The following is a 20,976-nucleotide window of genomic DNA, read 5'->3' as shown; positions in this document are numbered from 1 at the left end:
CAGCATGGCTTATGTCGATGGGTTTGTGATTCCGCTGCCCAAGGAAAACCTTGAGGCCTATCTCGATATGTCGCGTCAGTGCGGCGCGATCTGGAAAGAGTACGGTGCGCGCGAGTTCCGTGAGTGTGTCGGTGACGACATACCACCGGGCAAAGTCACTTCGTTTCCCCTCAGCGTGGATTTGCAAGAGGGCGAGGTGGTGGTGTTTTCATGGATAGTCTATGCCTCGCGCGCCGAGCGCGATGCCATCAACGATAAAGCCATGAACGATCCCCGCATGGCGCATTTCATGGACCCGACAAATCTGCCCTTCGATGGCAAGCGCATGATCTACGGCGGCTTCGAAATGATGATCGATCTGTAAGGCCGCAAGGTAGGCTGCGCCGCGCGAGCGCGGCACAGCGAGGCTAGCTGGCCAGCACGGCAGGCAATACGCCGCGCAAGGCGTTGCAGACCATGATGGCTTCGGCCTGTTGCAGCATGGCGCGCGTGATCACGGCCTGTTCGATCTGCCATTGCGGATCGTCCAGCAGCACGGCGCGCATGACGCCCGGCAGCAAGCCGCACGACAGCGGCGGCGTGAGCCAGCGGCCATCGATTTTCACCAGCACATTGCTGCGCCCACCTTCCGTCAGTTCGCCCCGTTCGTTGAAGAACAGCGTATCGAAGCCGCCGGCCGCTTCGGCGGCACGCCATGCCGCGTCGTAGCGTGTGCGGATGCTGGTTTTGTGGCGCAGGAATAGCTCGCTGGCGCTGGTCGCATCAGCCGCCAGCAGCAGCTTGACGGGCGTCGCCAGCGGCGTGATGGCAGCCTGCTGCACGGAGAAATCGCCGCTGGCAGACAGCGCCAGCCGCAGGCGGTAGGTCTGTTGTACGGCCATGCTGGCGCAGGCCTGCGTAATCGCTGCTGCTGCCGCTGCCTCATCCCACGGATAGCCGAAGTACTGCGCCGAAGCAGCCAGCCGCGCCAGATGGCGCGCCTGATGCTGGGCGCCGGCATGGCTGGCCTGCAGCGTTTCGAAAATTTCGAACTGGCTTTGCAGCCCTGTCAGGAAGCGGGCTTTGAGCTGGCATTCCGCATATTCCTCGGTCGCGTCGCTGTCGAACACGATGCCGGCGCCCACGCCCATTTCGCCGTGGCGCACACCGAGCGCGGCATCTGGCGCCTGCAATGCCAGCGTGCGGATGGGAACGGACATGCAGAAGTCCCCTACCTTGCCATCGCTGCGCGGATCGAACCAGCCGATGGCGCCCGTGTAGATGCCGCGCGGGTCCGGTTCCAGTTCGCGGATGATTTCCATGGTGCGGCGTTTGGGTGCGCCCGTGATCGAGCCGCAAGGGTAGAGCGCTGCAAAGATGTCAGCCAGCGTGGCATCGTCGCGCAGTTGCGCGGTGATGGTAGAGGTCATCTGCAGCACGCTGCTGTAGCGCTGCACGTCGAACAGCGCCGGCACCTGCACGCTGCCGGTGGTGGCGATACGCGCCACGTCGTTGCGCAGCAGATCGACGATCATCAGGTTTTCCGCGCGGTTCTTGCTGTCGGCGGCCAGTGCCTGCGCGCGGCGCTGGTTTTCGGCGTCGTCGCTGCTGGCGGGCGCCGTGCCTTTCATGGGGCGTGCCGTGAGCACGCCATCCTGATGGCGCACGAACAGCTCCGGCGACAGCGACAGGATGGCGCTGCCATCGTCCAGTTGCAGCAGCGCGCCATAAGGCACGGGCTGGCGTTCGCGCAGGCGCGCGTACAGCGCGTAGATGCTGCCATAGGCGTCGAAGCGCAGCCGGTAGGTGTAGTTGACCTGATAGGTGTCGCCCGCCGCGATGTAGTCGTGAATGCGCGCCAGCGCGGCGCCAAACGCGGACTGGTCGATATTCGGGCGGATATTGGCGATGCCGGCTGGCGCGGTCGCAGCGCTGGCGTTCTCCGGCGTGCCGCTACGGGCGGCCAGCCATGCGCCGACTTGTGCGCTATCGAGCAGGTCGCAGCGCGAGAACAGCAGTATCTGCGCCAGTTCTGCAGGCGGCGTGGCATCGATGCCATCCAGTTGCAGTAGTTGCTCGCCCAGTTCGTACTGGCAGACGGTGACGGCGTAGGCGCCCAGCGTGAGCGCCGTCTGCATCTGTTCCAGCAGTTGCGGCCACTGGCCTATGTGCTGGCAGCGCAGCGTGGCCAGATGGCCGGTGTACAGGCGTGAGCGGTGCGGCGCACCAGCGGCGGCCGGTGCGTTGTGCGGGCTGGCGTCGTCCAGCAGCGCGAATACATCTACATCCATGGTTAAACTGAAGTCAGCAGCAAGGCAATTTGCAGCGGTGCATCCTGTGTGGGGTTATTCTTGAAGCCACTCTTGGCATAACGGTGCCAGCGTCCGATCACGAAGCTGACCAGCATGCTGGCGCGCGCCGGCACATCGGCCTCGCGCGTCTGGCCTTCGCTGGCGGCGATGCGCAAGGCCTGTTTCAGCGCCAGTTCCACGCGGTCGTAGAACTGGTTCATGCGCAGTTGCAGCCGTTCGTCCTCGTTGACCAGCGCCTCGCCCGTCAGTACGCGCGTCATGCCGGGGTTCTGTGCTGAAAAATTCAGCAGCATGCCCACCATATCACGCGCCTGCAGCAGGCCGTCGTTCTGTTGCTCGGTAATCCGGTTGATCAGGCCGAACACGGTCGATTCGATAAATTCGATCAGCCCCTCGAACATCTGCGCCTTGCTGGCGAAATGGCGGTACAGCGCCGCCTCGGAGAACTCCAGCTTGCGCGCCAGCGCAGCGGTGGTAATCCGGTCGCCCTTGGGCTGTTCCAGCATTTCGGCCAGTGCTTGCAGTATCTGCATGCGGCGTTGGCCCGGCGGTGTGCTTGCCATGTGATCTCGCAGTGGTGGTGGTCGAATCGGTAAGGCTGCTAGCAGGGTGTTAGCGCAAATGGTGCAGGCGGGCCGGCAGCTGTCGGACAGATTTTACTTTGACATCGACGTAAGCGGGGCGAATTAAGCGTTTTTGCTGGTGCGCCATGCCGGCCGTATCCTCCTGCGTCAGGTACTGGGTGACCCATGCCGTGCGTATGCCTAGCTGGTGGGCCGTGCGCAGATTGGCCAGCGTATCCTCCACCAGCACGCAGCGGCCGGGGCGCAGTTGCTGGCGTCGCAGCAGGCTACGCAGCAGCAGGCGTGAAGGCTTGGGACGCATCTTGCCGTGCACCGTCATCGCTTCCACTGCCACATGGTGGCTGAACTGGCGCTGCAGGCCCAGATGGCGCACCACCTTGGTGGAATAGCGGTGCGGCGCATTGGTCAGCAGGATTTTGCGGCCGGGCAGGCGGCGCAGTAGCTGGCGCAAGCCGGTTTCGGCGCGGATCATGCTGTGCAGCTGCTCCAGATTGTGGGTCTCGTGCAGAAAATGGGCCGCATCCACGTTATGGTGCTTCACCAGTCCCAGCATCGTTACGCCGTAACGGCGCCAGTAGCCGGTGCGTGCAGCTTCCACCTGCTCCGGTGTGGCCGGCGTGGTGCCGTCACCCAGCACGCGGGCGATGTAGTCGTTCATCCGCCCCATGATGGCGGGGAAGATGGCATGTGAGGCGTTGTGCAGGGTGTTATCGAGATCGAATAGCCACACCGTGTCTTTGCGGGTAATAATGCTCACTTCAATTGTTCACGTCGGATTTGCTGAAAAAGGGTGTCATGCTGCGTCAGATTATAGTGATGTTCTGCAGTTTGCTCGCGCTGCTGCTCTCGCCCGTTGCAGCCCATGCTGAAAATAGCGGCACCCGTCATGGCGCGCTGTTCAAGATCGAGCAGTCCGGCCGCACGCTCTACCTGTTTGGCACCATACACGTGGGTGCTGCCGATTTCTATCCGCTCGAGCCGCAACTGGCGCAGTTGCTGGAACAGGCGCCCGTGCTGGCGCTGGAGATCGACCCGCTGGGCGATCAGCAGGCGCTGGCCAAAGTCGTGCAGCGTTACGGCATGCAGGGCAGAGGAGGCAATGCGCCCACGCTGTCGGCGTCGTGGCGCTTGCGGCTCGAGCGTTTGCTGCGCGAGTATCACATCGAGGCGAATAGTGTGGCCGCCATGAAGCCGTGGCTACTGGCCAGCGTGCTGACGATTTCCGAATTTTCCAATCAGGGCTACAGCACGGCGCTGGCGGTCGATGCCTATCTGTCGAAGCAGGCGCACAAGCGCGGGCAGAAAGTAGTGGAGCTGGAATCGGCCGAAAGCCAGATGGCGCTGTTTGACAGCATGGGCGGGTCGCAGCAGTTGATCTTTTTGCAGGAAGCCATTGCCGGCATCGAATCGCGCGAACAGGCCAGCCAGGCGCGCGCCATTGGCGATGCATGGCGCCATGCCGATGCAGCGGCGCTCGAGGAACTCGCCAGCAAGGCCGAGCAGGATGACAGCCATTCCGGGCGCTTCGTGCAGAAGGTTCTTCTGGAAGGGCGCAATCCGGGGCTGGCCGACGGCATGCAGCGGCTGATGCAGCAGGCCGACAATGCGGTAGCCGCAGTCGGCATCCTGCATCTGGTGGGGCAGTACAGCGTGCCGGAACTGCTGCGCAAGCGCGGCCTGAAGGTCGAACGGCTGTACTAGCGTACTAGCGCAGGGCGTGACAAAGCCTGACAGGGCAGTCGGATAAAAATTTTAGAGCGGGGAGGGTGCAGCAGGATGGTGCCCTTGACGTGGATTGAACACGTGGCCTCTCCCTTACCAAGGGAGTGCTCTACCACTGAGCTACAAGGGCATTGAATGTGGCGGTACGCTAAAACTGAGGCTTAACAGCACCGCCAAATTTTTAGTGAGACCGGATCATAGTGCCAAAAGCCTGTTCGGTCAAGACTTCCAGCAATAAAGAGTGCTCAATCCGGCCATCAATAATGTGAACCGTGTTCACGCCGGACTTGGCTGCGTCGAGTGCCGATGAAATTTTAGGCAGCATACCACCCGAAATTGTACCGTCGGCGAACATCTCGTCGATCTCGCGGGCCGACAGGTCGGTCACCAGATTGCCCTGCTTATCTTGCACGCCGGCGATGTTGGTCATCATGATCAGCTTTTCCGCTTTCAGGATTTCCGCGATCTTGCCCGCAACTACGTCGGCATTGATGTTGTAGGCCTGGCCATCCTGACCGAAGCCGATAGGCGAGATGATAGGAATGAAGGCGTCGTCCTGCAGGGCTTTCACGACGGCCGGATTGATCGCCTCGATTTCGCCCACGAAGCCGATGTCGAGGAACTCGCCCGGATTCTCGCGGTCCGGCATGGCCATTTTGCGGGCGCGGATCAGACCACCGTCCTTACCCGTCAGACCCACGGCCTGACCGCCGTAGTGATTGATCAGCATCACGATGTCCTGCTGCACCTCGCCGCCCAGCACCCACTCCACCACTTCCATGGTTTCTTCGTCGGTGATACGCATGCCCTGCACGAAGGTGCCCTGCTTGCCGATTTTTTTCAGCGCGTTGTCGATCTGCGGACCGCCGCCGTGCACCACCACCGGATTCATGCCCACCAGCTTGAGCAGGATGACATCGCGCGCGAAGCCGTGTTTCAGGCGCTCGTCCGTCATGGCATTGCCACCGTATTTGATCACGATGGTCTTGCCATGGAAATTGCGGATGTAGGGCAGGGCCTCAGCCAGAATCTGCGCCTTGATCTGCGGCGAAACCGCAGTCAGGTCATCATTCATGCCTAAGTTCAGGTTGGTCAGTTGGGTCATGGCGAGTCCGGAAAAAAATTTTGTGCAATTTTACAGCCTGTAGCGACCGTAGACCACGCATTATAGGGCTATCCGGTTGTATTTTCTTAGATCCTCCGCTACGCTGGCCGCCATATGAGCGCTCCCGACACTTTGCACCGCCAACTGGAACAGATGCGTCCCCAGCTTGTCCGATTTGCACAGTTGCAAATTAGGAATCAGACGCTGGCCGAGGATGCCGTACAGGATGCCCTGATCGCCGTGCTGGAAAAGCCCGAGCGCTTTACCGGGGCATCCTCGCTGCGCACCTATGTGACGGGCATCCTCAAGTTCAAGATCATCGACTGCCTGCGCTCTTCCACCCGCGAGCGCCAGTTCGATACGGACGAGGGGCAGGGCGACGATGAGCTGATCGATGCGCTGTTCACCGCCAACGGTCACACGGTCGCGCCGCCGCAGGCCTGGGGCGACCCCGATACGGCACTGGAGCAGAAGGATTTCTTCCGCACGCTCGAGCTGTGCCTGGAAAAACTGCCGGCCCAGACGGCCCGCGTGTTCATGATGCGCGAATGGCTGGAACTTGAAACGGAAGAAATCTGTAAGGAACTGGCGATTACTTCGTCTAATGCGTGGGTGCTGCTTTATCGGGCGCGCTTGCGCCTGCGCGAATGTCTGGACCTGAACTGGTTCGGCCAGCGCAGTCCTCAATGAATCGAGCCGAATATGACGAAGCCTGATAAAACCGGATTGAAACCGACCTGCCGCGAAGCGCACCGGCTGGTATCGGAGGGCATGGATCGCGAACTGTCGTTTGTCGAGCGTACCCGCTTGCGCCTGCACTTGATGGTGTGCGATGGCTGCACCCGCTTCAACGGCCAGATGGCGCTGCTGCGCACAGCCATGCGCCGCTTCCCCGACGAGCACGGAAAATGAGCCTGTGCACGCGCTGCGGCGCCGAATTCCACTGTACGATGGCTGACGGCGCAGGGCGTGCCAGCGACGCTGCGCCCGTGCAGGACGGCAGTTCTGCTGTGGCGGAAGCGCCCTGCTGGTGTACCGCACTGCCCATGCTGCTGCCGGTGCCGCTAGCCGGTGCCGCCGGTTGCTGGTGCCCGGACTGCCTGCGTGCCGAAATCGCCGCCCAGCAGCGCGCGGCCACCGCCGGCGGCAGCACGGCTGAACTCAAGCGTTAGCGTACGGTACGGAAGAAGCGCAGCATTTCGCGGCTGGCATTCGGCCCGCGCCCATCCGTATAACTGCCGTTCGCACTGCCGCCCGACCATGCATGGCCGGCGCCGTGCACCAGCCAGTGCTCGCCCAGCGGTTTGCCGTTGCTGCCCATGTGGGTTGTGCGGGTGTAGCGGTGGCCATTGGGCACACCGCCGCTGCGGATTTCAGCCTTGCCATGCTGGGGCAGCTGGCGCTGGGCCAGCAGCTGTTCGCCATTGCGAGGATTGACGGTGGTATCGCTGTCGCCATGGAACACGATGATGGGCTGGCTGGCCGGTGAGGACGCCACGGCCATGCTGCTGGCGCCCCGCTTCATGGCCGACAGTGCCGAGGGCAGATCCTGCGCCGAACCGTAGGGCAGGCCCGAATGCACGCCCACGGCGGCAAACAGTTCGGGATACAGCGTGCCGACGATGACGGCCATGGCGCCGCCCGCAGACAGCCCGGCCACATACACCTGCTCTTCGATCACGGGATAGTCTGCCATCACCTGCTCCGTCATGCCGGCGATGATGGACGGTTCGCCCTGACCGCGCTGCTGGTCGATGGCGTTGAACCAGTTCCAGCACTTGGCCTGATTGGCTGCCGGACTTTGTGCCGGATACAGCACGAAATACTGGTTTTCCTCGGCCAGCTGGTTCATCTGGGTGCCGGCGGCAAAGTCGTCGGGGTCCTGCGTGCAGCCGTGCAGCATCACCAGCAGCGGCATGGGCTGGCCGTGGTAGCTGGCCGGCACATACAGCTTGTACTGGCGGCTGCCCGCATGGTTGGTGTAGCTGCCTTCGATGAAACGGGCATCGCGCGGCACCCGCGCTACGGGGGCCGGCTGCAGCAGCGAACTCAGATCGATCACGGGCAGGCTGCTCTGGTGCTGGCGCAGCGTGTCCATGGCCTGCTCCACGGCCTGACGGGTACTGCGGTTGAACAGTTTCTGTGCGCTCGAGCGCAGCTGCGAAAACAGAGGTAGTTTCATGATGTCCCTTTAGCGTATGCGCGGGGCCAGCGCCGTTTTGAGGACTGCACTCGCATGCAGCGAGCCCAGTACGAAGATGGATTCGATGGTGGCCAGTGCCAGTTCGACAGAAACATCGCTGGCGATGCTGGCCAGACCCAGTACATGAATGTGCAGCCGCTCTCCGGCGGCCTGCAGGGCTTCCAGATCGGCCCTTGAGTAATGCTGCATACCGAGCACCAGACTTTTCCGTGCTACCGTCTGTTTCACCACGTCGGCATGCTGGCCCAGCTGGTTGCGGATGGCCGTGCGGATCAGATCGCTGCGATTGGCATAAAACCCCTCCTGCACCAGCAGGTCGATCTGGCCCAGATCGATGGGGCCGAGGTTGATGGTGATTTTTTCCGCCTCGGCGGTGCGCTCCTTGAGTTCCTGTCTGGCCATGATCTCCATCCAATCACCATCTATATGGATGGTAGTATAGGACTGAAACGCTGCATAGCAAGCACTAACGCGCATGAGTGCGGTACTTAACTTACCGATGTCTTTGTATGCGCATTTTGGTTGCGCGTGGAAACCAGGTTTGGTTGTAGCGGCACTCAGGCCGGACTTCGCTGAAATTGGAGCTGCGTTGCGGGTAGCACAAGGGCCTACTGTCGGCCAATTTAGCGCCGCCCCAGCAGTGAGAATGCGTGAATTTTCCAGATGTGCAAGATGCTATTCTTTTGCACATAAGGCTGGGTTCGGCCGGCGGCAGACTAATGTGGTGCAAACGATATAGGAGCGTTTATGTCTACTCAGCAAGTAGTACGTCATTTGGTGCCGGCCGCATTTTGTGCGCTTATTGTGTATCTATATGTCGGCAATGGAGCGGCATCGCTCGACAATTGGAAGTATGTCGCCATTTGGCTCACGATGTGCTTCTTCTTTGTAGGTATGGTCACCTACTCAATGCAAAAACAGATCCGAGACTTGCAAGCTGAGATACAGCGGCTTCAAACTGCGCGCCGGGAATCGGCGCGTGATGAATGAAGCACTGCTTCTGTTGTCGGCCAGAAGCAGCCCGTCGTGGTACGAAAGAATGAGGAAATGATTGAAGCCATTGCGAAACCGTCCGTTTTTAATACGCCTTCTATATGCCATTTGTTTGGCAGGTGCTTTCTATAATCATGCCAGGACAGTTGCCGAACATGGCTTGGATTGGAACTATGGTGGGTTGCCTGTGTTCGTGTGCTTTTTTTGGACTGGATTGACATTTGTCGACGCGCTCGCTGTGTTTTTACTGATGATTAATCCCAAACTCGGCCTGGGGCTCACCGCCGTGATTATAGTGTCCGATGTCGTCATCAATTCTTGGGTTGGAGTGGCGTACGGCTTTGACATCGCTTCGTTTATTGCACAAGCGTTGTTCTTGGTATTTGTGATGTTGACAGTTGGAATTGCGTGGCGTGCTGAGTCCCCGAGGTCGCTTTGTAAGCAGAATGGAGTATAACGTCTGCTCTAACGGCGGCTTCGGGTAGGCCGCACCCGGCCATTAGCTGCCAGTCACAGGTAACTTGCTGCTAAATAGCTGATAGAGATTCTAGAGGTTTGAATCGCCTCCATAACACCAGACATTTCTGAGCAGGAAATCTATGCATAGAGTCATCTTGAGTGGAAATCGGTGCACGGAAGAATGCAGGGCTGCAGCAGTCAAGCAGTTGATTGATCGCGGCCAAGGTTTTCATGGCGGGTCTTATGAACAATCACTATCTCATGCTGGTGGAAAAGTGCTCCAGCCAATCTGCGAGAACTTCGACTTGAGCATCCGAACGCAGGAACTTTGAATTGCCGACGTTGCCTGTGTTGGCCAAGGCAATCACCATACATCTGGGCAACATGGCGCCCACCAGTCATTTGCTTCCACCGCTACACGAATAGGGTCATCCCTGCAGGAGTTGCCTCCCCTCCTTGGGGCTCGACGTCTCCGGGCTAAGATATTGGAGGCCACTCTCCAGAACTAGGAGCGCCATCTCGACCAAAGCCTGAGGACTAACCATCGATGGGCGCATAGCGTCGTTGCGCAGTGCGATAGTGAGCAACCCGTTCATCATGGCCCACAGCGCAGTGGCCGTGACCTCTGGGTTGAGTACGGTGCGCACCAATCCAGCGTCGATCCCTTGCTGGATGATGTTTGCCAGCTTCGCATGCTGTTCGTTTGCGAGTTCCGCAACCCTCTTGATGGCCTCCGGCTCTTCAGGAGGGTTCGCAAAAATCCGGAAAGAGTGGGGCCGCTCAAACGCCAGCCGTGCATAGGCCAGACTGACGCGACGAATCTGCTTGTCTGGCGGACCACCTTCAGCGTAGGCCACATCCAAGAACGCCCGCGTCGCTTCGAGTGCTCGTTCAGCGATGGCAATCAAGAGCGCTTGCTTGCCGCCCACACGGTTGTAGACGGTCTGAATCGCCATGTCAGTACGCCGGGCCACCTCCTCCGTCGTCAGTGCCGCGATGCCTCCCTCGCTGAGGATGGATTCAGCCGCGTCGAGGATCGCTTCGCGCGCCTCTAGGGTTCTTCGCTGTGTTCGTGTTGTCGGGCGTTCACTCATGTCTTGACCGTAGCTCATGTGAATATTAGAATTGTTTCCAACATTGGAATCAATTCTACATTAGGAGATGGAAATGTTCAAGAGTTCAGATGTGCGCTTTAGCTCTGCGGATGGCACTTCGTGCGCGGCATGGCTGTACCTGCCAGACACCAAGAAACCCGCGCCGATCATCGTGATGGGGCACGGCTTGGGCAGTGTGCGGACAATGCGCCTGCCTGCCTATGCCGAGCGCTTCCAGGCTGCTGGCTACGCCTGCCTGGTCTTCGACTATCGGCACTTTGGCGACAGCGAAGGGCTGCCCAGGCAGTTGCTGGATGTGAAGAAGCAACTGCAGGATTGGAAGGCCGCAGTGGCATTTGCTCGCAGCCTCAAGGAGGTGGACGGCGATCAGGTGATCATCTGGGGCACTTCGTTTGGTGGTGGTCATGTGCTTGCGACGGCAGCGGACGATCCCCGGCTTGCTGCGGTGATCTCTCAATGCCCCTTCACCGACGGCCTCGCTTCAAGTCTGGCCATCTCACCCGTCACGTCGTTCAAGGTGACGAGCCTCGCTTTGCTGGATCAGGTTCTTTCGTGGTTCGGCGCAAAGCCTGTGCTCATCGACACAGCGGGCCGCCCTGGCGGACTGGCTTTGATGACGTCCTGGGATGCATTGCCGGGCTACATGCAGCTCGTGCCGTCGAATTCGGCGGGTGGATTTGTGAACCGTGTCGCGGCGCGGGTTGCTCTGCAGGTCGCCCGCTATATGCCCGGTCGTGCTACCAGGCGAATTGCCGCGCCGGTTCTCTACTGCATCTGCGAGAAGGACACAGTGGCTCCGGCTGACGCGGCCCTAAGGCATGCACGTCGAACGCCAAATCGAGAGATCAAGCTCTACAACGAAGGCCACTTCGATATCTACGTTGGCCGTGCATTCGAAAAAGTGGTGCAGGACCAACTCGACTTCCTTGCCCGATTCGTACCCGCTGAACATGGAGGACATTGAGATGAGCCATGCAAGCGGAGTCCTCCACGATCTGTTCTTCCCGCGCAGCAAGGTCAGCGCCGGTCCTGTTTCGCCACAGCTGATCGCAGGAACGACTGTCTATTTCTTGCTGAGGCGAGAGCGTGCGATCAAGCGAAAGCAGTTCATGCAAGTCCTGCTTCAGAACGTCTTGCCCAACTGGCGTAGGCAAGCGGCGCTCACCCAAACAAGCGTCGCGCTTTTTCACCTAGCCACAAAGGGTGGGCTCGAGGTTTTGCCTTTTGCGGCCGTTCGCAGCCACGGAGCACTGAAACTTCCCGCCATGCTTGGGGGCATGCCGACGCCGCCGAAGTTCACGTCGAACCTCACACCGCGCTACGACGCATTCGTCGAAGTCAAGTTCGACCACGCACCTACGCGAGAGCAAATCGATGCTCTTCACTGGGCTCACGAAACGCTCAAGTCGCTTTGCGAGGAGGTCTCGACATGTGAGTGTGACCGTCGATACAACGTGTTGGGCTCTCCGCCCTCGATGGGCGAGTCCGTGTACCTGACGGTCATCACGCGTACGCCTTGGAACAAAACACGGGAGGAAGCTCAACGGTACTGGATTCACGAGCATGCCCAACTCGTGAGCGACAACGTCAAACGAACGGGCATGTGCGGGTATCAACAGGTACACACTACGCTGAATCCGACCAGCACCTTCCAGAACAGCTTTGGGGGGCTGGCAACCATCGAGTTTCCGCGCCTGAGCACGTACCTTTTGCAGACTGCAAAGCCCTCCTCACTGCGCTTCAACAACACGCTGGTGTTGGACGAAATGAATCTGACGATTCAATCGGAAATCGGCATCTACCGTCGCGTAGTCGTTGACTAAGCTTCGGAAGCACGAAGGCACTCTCGAAGGCGCGTGTGAGAAGCCGTGCGTGAAGCGACGGGGAGACGATGAAGTTGGCGTGGGTTGATCAGATCAGGGCTACAGGACGGATTTCGCAACCTCTGACGCACCTAGTTAGTCATTTTGTAAATGCATATCGCATCGAAAAAGCGCTTGTCGTGACTGACGGCTATGGGGCGGAAGCCGACTGTCGGGCTGGGCTGCAAGCATGAATTCACAATCACGATAAAATACGCATCATGAGTGAATTCGCTAACATCCCCACAGCTAGCAACGCCGCAGTTTCCGGTCTTGCTGCTCCCGTGCCTTCGCCCTGCGTCAGCCTGTGCAAGATGGATCAGGACCGCCAGTACTGTCTGGGCTGCATGCGTACCATCGAAGAAATCATTGCCTGGTCCAAGGCCGATGATGATTACAAACGCGCCGTCTGGGCCAAGTTGCCGGAACGTCGCGCTAGTCAGCCGGCGGACGCGGCATGAACGAGCTACCAGACAGCATCAAGGTGTTCCAGCGCGGCTGGCTTTCCTCGAATAATGTGCTGCTGGTGGGGCCGGACGACACGGCACTGTTCGATACCGGCTATGTCAGCCATGCCGAGCAGACGCTGGCGCTGGTGCGCCATGCACTGGGCGAGCGCCCGCTGGACCGCATCCTGAATAGCCACCTGCATTCCGACCACTGCGGCGGCAATGCCATCCTGCAAGCCCATTACGCCAGTCACACGGCCATTCCTGTGGCCGAAGCGGACAAGGTGCGGCGCTGGGATGTGGAAGCGCTGAGCTTCAAGGCCACGGGCCAGCGCTGCGACCGCTTCAGTTTCGATAGCACGCTGTCTTGCGGCGAAGTGCTGCAACTGGGCGGCATGGAGTGGCAGGTGCTGGGCGCGCCCGGCCATGACCCCAGTTCCGTGATTTTCTATTGCCCGCAACATCGCTTGCTGCTGTCGGCCGATGCGCTGTGGGAAAACGGCTTCGGCGTGATCTTCCCCGAACTCGATGGCGAATCGGGCTTTGCCGAAGCGGCCGCCACGCTGGACTTGATCGCCAGCCTCGATGTGCGGCTGGTGGTGCCCGGCCATGGCCGGCCGTTCACCGACGTGGCCGGTGCGCTGGCGCGCGCCCGCACCCGTCTCGACTACCTCTCGGCCGATCCGGTGCGCAATGCCCAGAACGCGCTCAAGGTGCTGCTCAAGTTCCTGCTGCTGGAACGCCAGCGCATCGCGCTGAGAGATGTGCCCACCCTGCTGCTCTCCATGCCCGTCTTCGAAGCGGCCAACCGCAACCATCTGCGTCAGACGCCACAGGAATTAGGCGAGTGGGTGGCACAGCAACTTATACGTGCCGGTGCAGCTCGCCGCGAGGGTGAGTACTTACTTAATCACGAAATGTAGAGGTTCACCCCTAGTTTCTGCACGATCGTACTATTTTCTGCTCTATAATCGACCGCTGTTCCCCGATTAACTTTTGTGAGCGAGTTCGCCATGGCCCTGCCAGCAGCGTTGCAGAATCTTTCCCTTCCCGTCATAGCTTCCCCGATGTTCATCGCCAGTGGTCCGGCGCTGGTGGCGGCCCAGTGCAAGGCCGGCATCGTCGGTTCCTTCCCGGCGCTGAACGCCCGTCCGGCCGAATTGCTGGATGTGTGGCTGACGGATCTGAAAAAAGAGTTGGCCGAGTATCAGGCCGCTCATCCCGATAAGCGCGTTGGCCCGATCGCCGTCAACCAGATCGTGCACCAGTCGAATGACCGCCTGGCCCATGACGTGGAAGTCTGCGTCAAGCATCAGGTGCCTATCATCATTTCCTCGCTGCGCGCGCCACCGAAAGAGATGCTGGACGCTATCCACAGCTACGGCGGCATCGTGATGCACGACGTGGTCTCCATCCGTCACGCGGAAAAAGCGCTGGAAGCGGGCGTCGATGGCCTGATTCTGGTGGCGGCCGGGGCGGGCGGCCACGCGGGCAATCTGTCGCCGTTCGCGCTGGTGGGCGAAGTGCGCAAATTCTTCAAGGGCCCGATCGCCCTGTCCGGCTCTATCGCCACCGGCGATGCGATTCTGGCAGCACAGGCCATGGGCGCCGACTTTGCCTACATCGGCTCGCGCTGGCTGGCCACCAAGGAATCGAATGTCAGCGAAGACTACCGCAACGCCATCGTCGAATCGACGGCGGCCGACATCATCTATTCCAACCTGTTCACCGGCGTGCATGGTAACTACCTGAAGAAGTCCATCGTCGCAGCCGGCCTCGATCCGGATGCGCTGCCGACTTCCGACAAGACGGCGATGAACTTCGGTTCGGGCAGCGCCAAGGCGTGGCGCGATATCTGGGGCGCTGGTCAGGGTGTGGGCCTGATGGATGATGTGCCGACCACCGCAGAGATGGTAGCCCGTCTGAAGGCCGAGTACGACGCAGCGCGCGCCCGTCTGGCGCTGTAAGCTGGCGCGCCAAGCGCAAAAAAAACTGCGCGGACCGGAGCCGGTCGGCGCAGTTTTGTATCGGGCGGGACTAGCCCGTCATCGTTCAGGCTTCCGTCTGGATCGCCCACAGGCCCGGCAGGTTACGCCAGTAGCCATAGGCATCCATGCCGAAGCCCACCACGAAGCGGTTAGGGATCGTGATGCCGACGATGTCGGCCTTGACGGGTTTGGCCTTGCCGATGGCTTTATCGGCAAACACGGCGAGGATTACTTCCGCCGCGCCCATGTCCAGCAGACGCTGTTTAACGTGGGCCAGCGTTTCGCCTTCGTCCAGAATATCGTCCAGCACAATCACGGTGCGGCCAGCCACATTCGAGCGCGGCACCACTTTCCACACCACTTGTCCGCCTTGATCTTCGTCACCGTAGCGGCTGACGTGGATGTAATCGAATTCGAGCGGGAAGGTCAGCTGCGGCAGCAGGTTACCCGTGAAGACCACGGCGCCACCCATCACACCCAGCACCAGCGGGAAGGCCTCGGCGTCAGGCCGGTCGTAACGCTGGTTCAGCGTACTGGCCATGGCTTTGACGGCATTGTCCACCTGCTCTTTGGTGAACAGTTCTTCGGCGTTCTGCAGCAACGCGCGGGCGCGGTTGTGGTGAAAATCTTGCATGGTAGGTTCCGGCTTCTTTAAAACGGCTAATCGAGGCTCTATTATCCGCGATCTGCTCTAAGCCTGTATCGGCGTTGGATTTGCACCACAGCGCGCCGCCAGTGGCAGCGCGCGGTTGTTTAACTGTAATCGCGGATATCGGCGATCACTTTGCCGTCGTTGGGCAGGCTGCCGATGGCAACAAACTCCACCTCGCCGCGTAACTTGGTCAGGTCGCGGATGGTGTCGACGATGGCGGCGGCGTTGCCTGCGTTGGCTGGATCGGCCACTTCGCACTGCAAAGTCATCACATCCTGCGCCATCTGTCCCGATACTACCAGCCGCGCCTTGACGATTTCCGGGTGCCGGCGCGTGATCGCATGCACTTGCGAGGGATGGACGAACATGGCGCGCACCTTGGTGGTCTGGTCGGCCCGCCCAAGCCAGCCGCGGATGCGGGTGTTGGTGCGGCCGCAGGCCGTGGCCGGAGCATCTGGCATGACAGCCGACAGATCGCCCGTCGCGAAGCGGATCAGCGGATAGTCGGGATTGAACACGGTGACCACGACTTCGCCGATTTCGCCCGCTGCCACAGGGTCGCCGCTGCCGGGACGGACGATTTCCAGAATGATGTCTTCGTCGAGCACCATGCCGGCATCGCGCTCCGCGCCGCTGCGGGTTTCATAGGCGATGTTGCCGATATCGGCCGAGGCATACATCTGCAGCACGCGCGGCACGCCATGCGCCACGAACCACTGGCGCAGCGATTCCGGCAGCGCTTCCGCGCCCACCATGGCCTGCTTGATGCTGCTGATGTCGGCCCCCATTTCCTCGGCCTTCTCGATGATGATCTTGAGGAAGGAGGGCGTGCCCACATAGGTATCGGGCCGCAGGCTGCTGATGGCCTGCACCTGCATTTCCGTCTGGCCGCTGCCGGCCGGTATCACGGCGCTGCCGATTTTGGCAGCACCACCTTCCACCATGAAGGCGGCCGGGGTGAAGTGGTAGGCAAAGCAGTTCTGCAGCAGGCCACCGGCGCGTACGCCGGTAGCAAACAGCGGACGGGCAAAGCGCCACCAGTCGGCACCGCGCCCTTCCGGATCGAAGATGGGGCCAGGCGACATGAACACGCGCGATAGCTGGCCTACCGGCGTGGTATTCAGGCCGCCAAACGGGGCGCTCTGCTGCTGCAGGCCGTGCAGCTCGGATTTGCGCGTAACGGGCAGGGTGGCCAGCGCCGCGCGGCTGGTGATGTCGGCCGGGTTGACGTGCTCCAGTATGCGCGCCCAGCCGCTGGCGGCCTTGGCGCGTGCCACCAGTTGCGGCAGGCGCGCCAGCAGATCGCGCTCGCGCTGCTCCGGCGCGCGGGTTTCCAGTTGATCGAGCGTTGCGAGGTGATCGGCCATGCTAACTATCCTTTGAACTATGCCAGCCAGCGTTTGCGGCGGCGGTAGAACTTCATGTCGCGGAAGCTCTTGCGGCCCGCGCCGGACACGCCCAGATAGAATTCCTTGACGTCTTCGTTGGCCGACAGCTCGGCCGCCGCGCCTTCCATCACCACCCGTCCGTTTTCGAGGATGTAGCCGAAATCGGCGTAGCGCAGGGCGATGCTGGTGTTCTGTTCGGCCAGTAGGAAGGACACGTTCTCCTTGCTGTTGAGGTCTTTGACGATGCCGAAGATCTCTTCCACGATCTGCGGCGCGATGCCCATCGACGGTTCATCGAGCAGAATCATGGAAGGCTTGGCCATCAGTGCCCGCCCGATGGCGCACATCTGCTGCTCGCCGCCCGAGGTGTAGCCAGCCTGGCTGGTACGCCGCTCGCGCAGACGCGGGAAGTAGTGGTAGACCTTCTCCAGCGATTCCTTGAGTTCAGCACGCGAAGCGTTGCGCGTGTAGGCACCCGTCAGCAGGTTTTCTTCTATGCTCAGGTGGCCGAAGCAGTGGCGCCCCTCCATCACTTGCGACAGGCCCCGCTTCACCAGTTCGTTCGGCGTGAGCTGGTCTATGCGTTCACCCTTGAACTGCACTTCGCCCTTGGTGACATCACCGCGCTCACCGCGCAGCAGGGTGGAGATGGTTTTCAGGGTGGTCGATTTGCCGGCGCCATTGGCGCCCAGCAGGGCCACGATCTTGCCCTGCGGGACCTGCAGCGACACCCCTTTCAGCACCAGAATCACGTGGTCGTAGATCACTTCCACGTTATTCACGGACAGATAGGGCGCCGCTGCAGCCGCCGTAGCGGCGGCGTTGGCAGTGTTGGCAGCGTGGTTCATCATTTGGCGCAGGCTGGAGTGATTTTCTTCTCGGCCGCATAGGCAGCCGAGCTTTCTTCCAGCAGCTTGCGGGTCAGCGCCTTGTCGCCGATGATCCAGTTCGGCGTGATGGCGTTCCATTTCTTGCCATCCCATTGCTGGACTTTCACGGCGCCCGAACCTTCGTGGTCGTCGCAGCTGGTTTTCACGACTGGTAGCATACCCAGCGCACCGATGGCTTTCTGGCGGGCTTCGTCCACGTTCAGGTGCTCCAGACCCCAGCGCATCTGTTCGCCCGTGACAGGTTTGCCCTTGCCGAATTTTTCCTGCGCCGTGCGCATGGCTTCTACCCACAGGATGGCGGCGCTGACGCCGCGCATATGGTAGACCGAACCGATGCGGCTGCGGTCAGCCAGATTGCCTTTGCCGGCGTCGTACAGCTTTTTGTGGATGTCGTCCATCAGCGGGTAGCTGCCGGGGGTGTTGAAGGTCATGGCGCTATAGCCTTTGGCCGCATCACCCGTTGGTACGGTATCTTCTTCCGAACCAGCCCACCATACGCCCAGCATTTTCTCGCGCGGGAAGCCGTTACGCTGTGCCGTTTTGATGGCGACGGCATTCATGGCGCCCCAGCCCCACAGGATCACGTGATCGGGATTGGCCTGACGGATCTGCAGCCATTGCGATTGCTGTTCCGTGCCCGGTGGCGTGACAGGAATCTTGATCAGTTCAAAGCCATATTGTTTGGACAGGGCGTCGAGTACCGGCATAGGTTCCTTGCCGAAGGCCGAGTCGTGGTACAGGTGGACGATCTTCTTGCCCTTGAGCTTATCCATGCCGCCGTTTTTGTCGCCCAGATATTTGATCATGGCGGCAGCCTGATTCCAGTAGCTGGTAATCAGCGGGAATACATACGGGAACACCTTGCCGTTGGCCGCATCGGAACGGCCGTAGCCGATAGTGGTCATAGGGATCTTGTCGGTCGCCAGACGATCAAGCACGCCGTAGGCCACACCGGTGGACAGCGGTTCCACCATGGTGGCGCCGCCGTTCTTGGTTTTCAGGCGCTCGTAGCATTCCACGCCGCGCGACGGGTTGTATTCGGTTTCGCATTCTTCCCAGCTGATCTTCACGCCGTTCACGCCGCCCGACAGGTTGACCAGATTGAAGTAGTCGATGATGCCGCCGTAGAAGCCGGAACCGCCAGCGGCGTAAGGGCCGACGCGGTAGGACGGCAGGGCCACATACTGGTCGTCTGCATAGGCGCTACCAGTTGCTGCCAGGGTCAGGCCGAGAACTGCTGCTGCGATGAATTTCATATTTGATTTCATACTTGTCTCCTCTGGTTTGAAGTTATGCGCGATCAGTGCGGGAACGGCCACAGTCGCAGTTTCTCTTTTGCGATTTGCCACAAGCGCGCCAAGCCATGCGGCTCGACGATCAGGAAAAAGATAATCAGCGCACCGAACACCATCAGCTCCAGATTGGAAGCCACGCTGGTGGGCAGGGCGAAGCTGTGCGCCACAATGTTGAGGAACACGGGCAGCAGCACGATGAAGGCGGCACCGAGGAAGGAGCCCAGCACCGAGCCCACGCCGCCGATAATCACCATGAACAGGATGCGGAACGACAGGTCGAGGCTGTAGGCTTCCGGCTCCACCGTACCCAGATAGGCATACGCATACAGCGCGCCGGCCACGCCGCAGTAGAACGAGCTGACGGCAAAGGCCAGCAGCTTGGTGCGCATCAGGCGGAAGCCGATCACTTCTGCTGCCACGTCCATATCGCGCACGGCCATCCATGAGCGGCCCACGTTGGAGCGGATCATGTTCTTGGCCAGCAGCGCCATCAGCGCGACCACGGCCAGCACCAGCAGGTATTTGCTGGCCGGCGTATCGAAGCTGTAGCCGAAGATGACGATCTTCTGTGCCGTGATCACGCCGGAGGTGCTGTAGTTGGTCAGGTAGGGAATCTTGGTCAGACACCACACCACGAAGAACTGGGTGGCCAGCGTGGAAGCGGCCAGATAAAAGCCGCGTATGCGCAGCGAGGGCAGGCCGAAGGCGATGCCCACCATGGCGGCGCTCAGGCCACCGAGAACAAAGGCCAGCAGTATCGGCAGGCCGGGCAGACGGGCGATGAAGTTATACGAGGCGAACGCGCCCACGGCCATGAAGGCGGCCGTACCCAGCGAGAGCTGGCCGGCATAGCCGGTGAGGATGTTCAGACCCAGCGCTGCCAGCGAAAAGATCAGGAAGGGGATCAGGATGGCAGACAGCGTATAGGCGGAAGCCAGCTGCGGCACCACCACGATGGCCACCACCAGCAGCGACAGCAGCGCAATGCGGTCCTGCAGGATGGGGAAGATCTGGCTGTCGGCCTGATAGCTGGTTTTGAATTGTCCTGCTTCACGGTAGAGCATGGGAGTGTCCTTGTTCCGGTCAGATTCTGCGGATGATTTTTTCGCCGAACAGGCCTTCCGGCCGTACCAGCAGGAACAGCAGGGCCAGCACGTACGGGAACCAGCCCTCGATGCCGCCGCCCACCAGCGGGCCGATATACACCTCGGCCATTTTTTCCGTAGCGCCGATAATCAGGCCGCCGACGATGGCGCCCGGCATGGAGGTAAAGCCACCGAGGATCAGCACGGGCAGCGCCTTGAGTGCGACGAAGGTCAGCGCGAACTGCACGCCGTTACGGGCTCCCCACAGCATGCCGGCCACCAGTGCTACCAGACCGGCCACGGCCCACAGCACGGCCCAGATGCGCTGCAGCGGTATGCCCACCGCCAGCGCGGCCTGATGGTCATCCGCCACGGCGCGTAGTGCGCGGCCCACTTTGGTCTGGGAGAACAGCAGGGCCAGCGAAGTGACCAGCAGCGCGCACACGCCGGCGGCCATGATGTCGAACTGGGACACGAGGATGTTGAACTTTTCCATCAGGTATTCGGATGGCACGTCTTCGATCGGCAGTTCCAGCTTGTGCACCTGTGCGCCCCACACCAGTTGCGCCAGACCTTCGATGAAGAAGGCCAGTCCGATGGTGGCCATGAACAGGGTGATTTCCGGCTGGTTGACGAGCGGGCGCAGTACCACCCGTTCGATGGCGATGCCGAGGATGATCATCACGACGATGGTGAGCGGCACGGCCAGCCACAGCGAAAAGCCGAATTGGTCGACCATGCCCACGCAGGTGAGGGCGGCAAAGAACACCATGGCACCCTGGGCGAAGTTGAATACGCCCGAAGCCTTGTAGATCAATACAAAGCCGATGGCCACCAGCGCATACATCACGCCGGACAGCAGGCCGCCGATCAGCACTTCAAAGAAAAAATTCAG

The 20,976-nt window shown here is 60.7% G+C and carries 25 protein-coding genes and 1 tRNA gene; 12 read left to right on the top strand and 14 right to left on the bottom strand.

The features are described 5' to 3' along the window. The first annotated feature begins 4 nt into the window (after positions 1–4). Entirely contained in the window at positions 5–364 is a 360-nt protein-coding gene (locus tag GM655_RS15445) for a DUF1428 domain-containing protein (protein WP_155435569.1), read from the top strand. 43 nt (positions 365–407) lie between these two features. Here the strand turns inward: GM655_RS15445 and pabB are convergent, their stop codons facing one another. From pabB to GM655_RS15430, 3 genes are read right to left on the bottom strand one after another with little or no spacing between them, the layout of a single operon-like run. Continuing rightward, positions 408–2,270 (bottom strand): aminodeoxychorismate synthase component I, encoded by a 1,863-nt coding sequence (gene pabB, locus GM655_RS15440; protein WP_155435568.1) that lies wholly within the window; start codon positions 2,268–2,270, stop codon positions 408–410. 2 nt (positions 2,271–2,272) lie between these two features. Then, entirely contained in the window at positions 2,273–2,854 is a 582-nt protein-coding gene (gene slmA / locus GM655_RS15435; protein WP_155435567.1) for a nucleoid occlusion factor SlmA, read from the bottom strand. Positions 2,855–2,903: 49 nt separating this feature from the next. Continuing rightward, positions 2,904–3,632, bottom strand: coding sequence for an HAD-IA family hydrolase (locus GM655_RS15430; RefSeq protein WP_371866841.1), 729 nt, complete (start codon positions 3,630–3,632; stop codon positions 2,904–2,906). A gap of 38 nt (positions 3,633–3,670) precedes the next feature. Here GM655_RS15430 and GM655_RS15425 point away from each other — a divergent pair, with 38 nt between their 5' ends. Then, positions 3,671–4,576, top strand: coding sequence for a TraB/GumN family protein (locus tag GM655_RS15425; RefSeq protein WP_229632591.1), 906 nt, complete (start codon positions 3,671–3,673; stop codon positions 4,574–4,576). A 76-nt stretch (positions 4,577–4,652) separates the two neighbouring features. Here GM655_RS15425 and GM655_RS15420 read toward each other — a convergent pair. Next, positions 4,653–4,727: transfer RNA gene (locus GM655_RS15420), tRNA-Thr, on the bottom strand. Between the two features lie 51 nt (positions 4,728–4,778). After that, positions 4,779–5,672 (bottom strand): acetylglutamate kinase, encoded by an 894-nt coding sequence (gene argB / locus GM655_RS15415; protein WP_155435808.1) that lies wholly within the window; start codon positions 5,670–5,672, stop codon positions 4,779–4,781. Positions 5,673–5,816: 144 nt separating this feature from the next. On the opposite strand from argB, the gene GM655_RS15410 reads away from it, so the two are divergent. The 3 genes from GM655_RS15410 to GM655_RS15400 are packed head-to-tail and all read left to right on the top strand — an operon-like array spanning position 5,817 to position 6,874. Further along, the gene (locus tag GM655_RS15410) at positions 5,817–6,392 is read left to right on the top strand and encodes a sigma-70 family RNA polymerase sigma factor (RefSeq protein ID WP_155435566.1); all 576 of its coding nucleotides are present in this window, start codon (positions 5,817–5,819) and stop codon (positions 6,390–6,392) included. Between the two features lie 12 nt (positions 6,393–6,404). Continuing rightward, positions 6,405–6,614: a zf-HC2 domain-containing protein gene (locus GM655_RS15405; protein WP_155435565.1), complete on the top strand. Its 210-nt coding sequence runs from the start codon at positions 6,405–6,407 to the stop codon at positions 6,612–6,614. Then, positions 6,611–6,874 carry a hypothetical protein gene (locus GM655_RS15400; RefSeq protein WP_155435564.1) on the top strand — a complete coding sequence of 88 codons (264 nt, stop codon included), beginning with the start codon at positions 6,611–6,613 and terminating at the stop codon, positions 6,872–6,874. Before GM655_RS15405 ends, GM655_RS15400 begins: the two co-directional genes overlap by 4 nt. Here GM655_RS15400 and GM655_RS15395 read toward each other — a convergent pair. After that, on the bottom strand, positions 6,871–7,884 hold the full coding sequence (locus GM655_RS15395; protein WP_155435563.1) for an extracellular catalytic domain type 1 short-chain-length polyhydroxyalkanoate depolymerase: 1,014 nt from the start codon (positions 7,882–7,884) through the stop codon (positions 6,871–6,873). The genes GM655_RS15400 and GM655_RS15395 overlap by 4 nt on opposite strands. Positions 7,885–7,893: 9 nt before the next feature. Beyond that, positions 7,894–8,307 carry a ribbon-helix-helix domain-containing protein gene (locus tag GM655_RS15390; RefSeq protein ID WP_155435562.1) on the bottom strand — a complete coding sequence of 138 codons (414 nt, stop codon included), beginning with the start codon at positions 8,305–8,307 and terminating at the stop codon, positions 7,894–7,896. A 345-nt stretch (positions 8,308–8,652) separates the two neighbouring features. Between GM655_RS15390 and GM655_RS15385 the strand changes: the two genes are divergently transcribed. Both GM655_RS15385 and GM655_RS15380 read left to right on the top strand, forming a co-directional pair. Next, entirely contained in the window at positions 8,653–8,895 is a 243-nt protein-coding gene (locus GM655_RS15385; protein ID WP_155435561.1) for a hypothetical protein, read from the top strand. A gap of 61 nt (positions 8,896–8,956) precedes the next feature. Beyond that, on the top strand, positions 8,957–9,355 hold the full coding sequence (locus GM655_RS15380) for a hypothetical protein (protein ID WP_155435560.1): 399 nt from the start codon (positions 8,957–8,959) through the stop codon (positions 9,353–9,355). Positions 9,356–9,785: 430 nt separating this feature from the next. On the opposite strand, the gene GM655_RS15375 is transcribed toward GM655_RS15380, so the two are convergent. Then, positions 9,786–10,451 (bottom strand): TetR/AcrR family transcriptional regulator, encoded by a 666-nt coding sequence (locus GM655_RS15375; RefSeq protein WP_155435807.1) that lies wholly within the window; start codon positions 10,449–10,451, stop codon positions 9,786–9,788. A gap of 73 nt (positions 10,452–10,524) precedes the next feature. On the opposite strand from GM655_RS15375, the gene GM655_RS15370 reads away from it, so the two are divergent. From GM655_RS15370 to GM655_RS15350, 5 genes are all read left to right on the top strand, one after another. After that, a complete protein-coding gene (locus tag GM655_RS15370; RefSeq protein ID WP_229632590.1) occupies positions 10,525–11,436 on the top strand; it encodes an alpha/beta hydrolase in 912 nt (303 codons plus the stop codon). A gap of 1 nt (position 11,437) precedes the next feature. Then, positions 11,438–12,295, top strand: a complete 858-nt coding sequence (locus GM655_RS15365) for a hypothetical protein (protein ID WP_155435558.1) — start codon at positions 11,438–11,440, stop codon at positions 12,293–12,295. A gap of 260 nt (positions 12,296–12,555) precedes the next feature. Then, the gene (locus GM655_RS15360; protein ID WP_155435557.1) at positions 12,556–12,795 is read left to right on the top strand and encodes a DUF1289 domain-containing protein; all 240 of its coding nucleotides are present in this window, start codon (positions 12,556–12,558) and stop codon (positions 12,793–12,795) included. Beyond that, a complete protein-coding gene (locus GM655_RS15355; RefSeq protein ID WP_155435556.1) occupies positions 12,792–13,706 on the top strand; it encodes an MBL fold metallo-hydrolase in 915 nt (304 codons plus the stop codon). The genes GM655_RS15360 and GM655_RS15355 overlap by 4 nt, the downstream gene beginning before the upstream one ends. A 90-nt stretch (positions 13,707–13,796) precedes the next feature. Continuing rightward, positions 13,797–14,750, top strand: a complete 954-nt coding sequence (locus tag GM655_RS15350; RefSeq protein ID WP_155435555.1) for an NAD(P)H-dependent flavin oxidoreductase — start codon at positions 13,797–13,799, stop codon at positions 14,748–14,750. Positions 14,751–14,835: 85 nt separating this feature from the next. On the opposite strand, the gene GM655_RS15345 is transcribed toward GM655_RS15350, so the two are convergent. The 6 genes from GM655_RS15345 to GM655_RS15320 form a co-directional block, all read right to left on the bottom strand. Beyond that, complete coding sequence (locus GM655_RS15345) at positions 14,836–15,405, bottom strand: hypoxanthine-guanine phosphoribosyltransferase (RefSeq protein ID WP_155435554.1); 570 nt, start codon at positions 15,403–15,405, stop codon at positions 14,836–14,838. 119 nt (positions 15,406–15,524) lie between these two features. Continuing rightward, a complete protein-coding gene (locus GM655_RS15340; protein ID WP_155435553.1) occupies positions 15,525–16,790 on the bottom strand; it encodes a phenylacetate--CoA ligase family protein in 1,266 nt (421 codons plus the stop codon). Between the two features lie 17 nt (positions 16,791–16,807). Continuing rightward, a complete protein-coding gene (locus tag GM655_RS15335) occupies positions 16,808–17,659 on the bottom strand; it encodes an ABC transporter ATP-binding protein (RefSeq protein ID WP_155435806.1) in 852 nt (283 codons plus the stop codon). Beyond that, a complete protein-coding gene (locus GM655_RS15330; protein WP_155435805.1) occupies positions 17,659–18,957 on the bottom strand; it encodes an ABC transporter substrate-binding protein in 1,299 nt (432 codons plus the stop codon). The genes GM655_RS15335 and GM655_RS15330 overlap by 1 nt, the downstream gene beginning before the upstream one ends. Before the next feature lie 44 nt (positions 18,958–19,001). Further along, positions 19,002–20,060, bottom strand: coding sequence for a branched-chain amino acid ABC transporter permease (locus GM655_RS15325; protein WP_155435552.1), 1,059 nt, complete (start codon positions 20,058–20,060; stop codon positions 19,002–19,004). Positions 20,061–20,079: 19 nt separating this feature from the next. Beyond that, positions 20,080–20,976 carry a branched-chain amino acid ABC transporter permease gene (locus tag GM655_RS15320; protein ID WP_196308792.1) on the bottom strand — a complete coding sequence of 299 codons (897 nt, stop codon included), beginning with the start codon at positions 20,974–20,976 and terminating at the stop codon, positions 20,080–20,082.

The organism is Pseudoduganella danionis, from assembly GCF_009720775.1.
Taxonomy (GTDB): Bacteria; Pseudomonadota; Gammaproteobacteria; order Burkholderiales; family Burkholderiaceae_D; genus Rugamonas; species Rugamonas danionis.
Note: the sequence above shows the minus strand (reverse complement) of the source record. Positions and strands in the feature narration are given on the sequence as shown.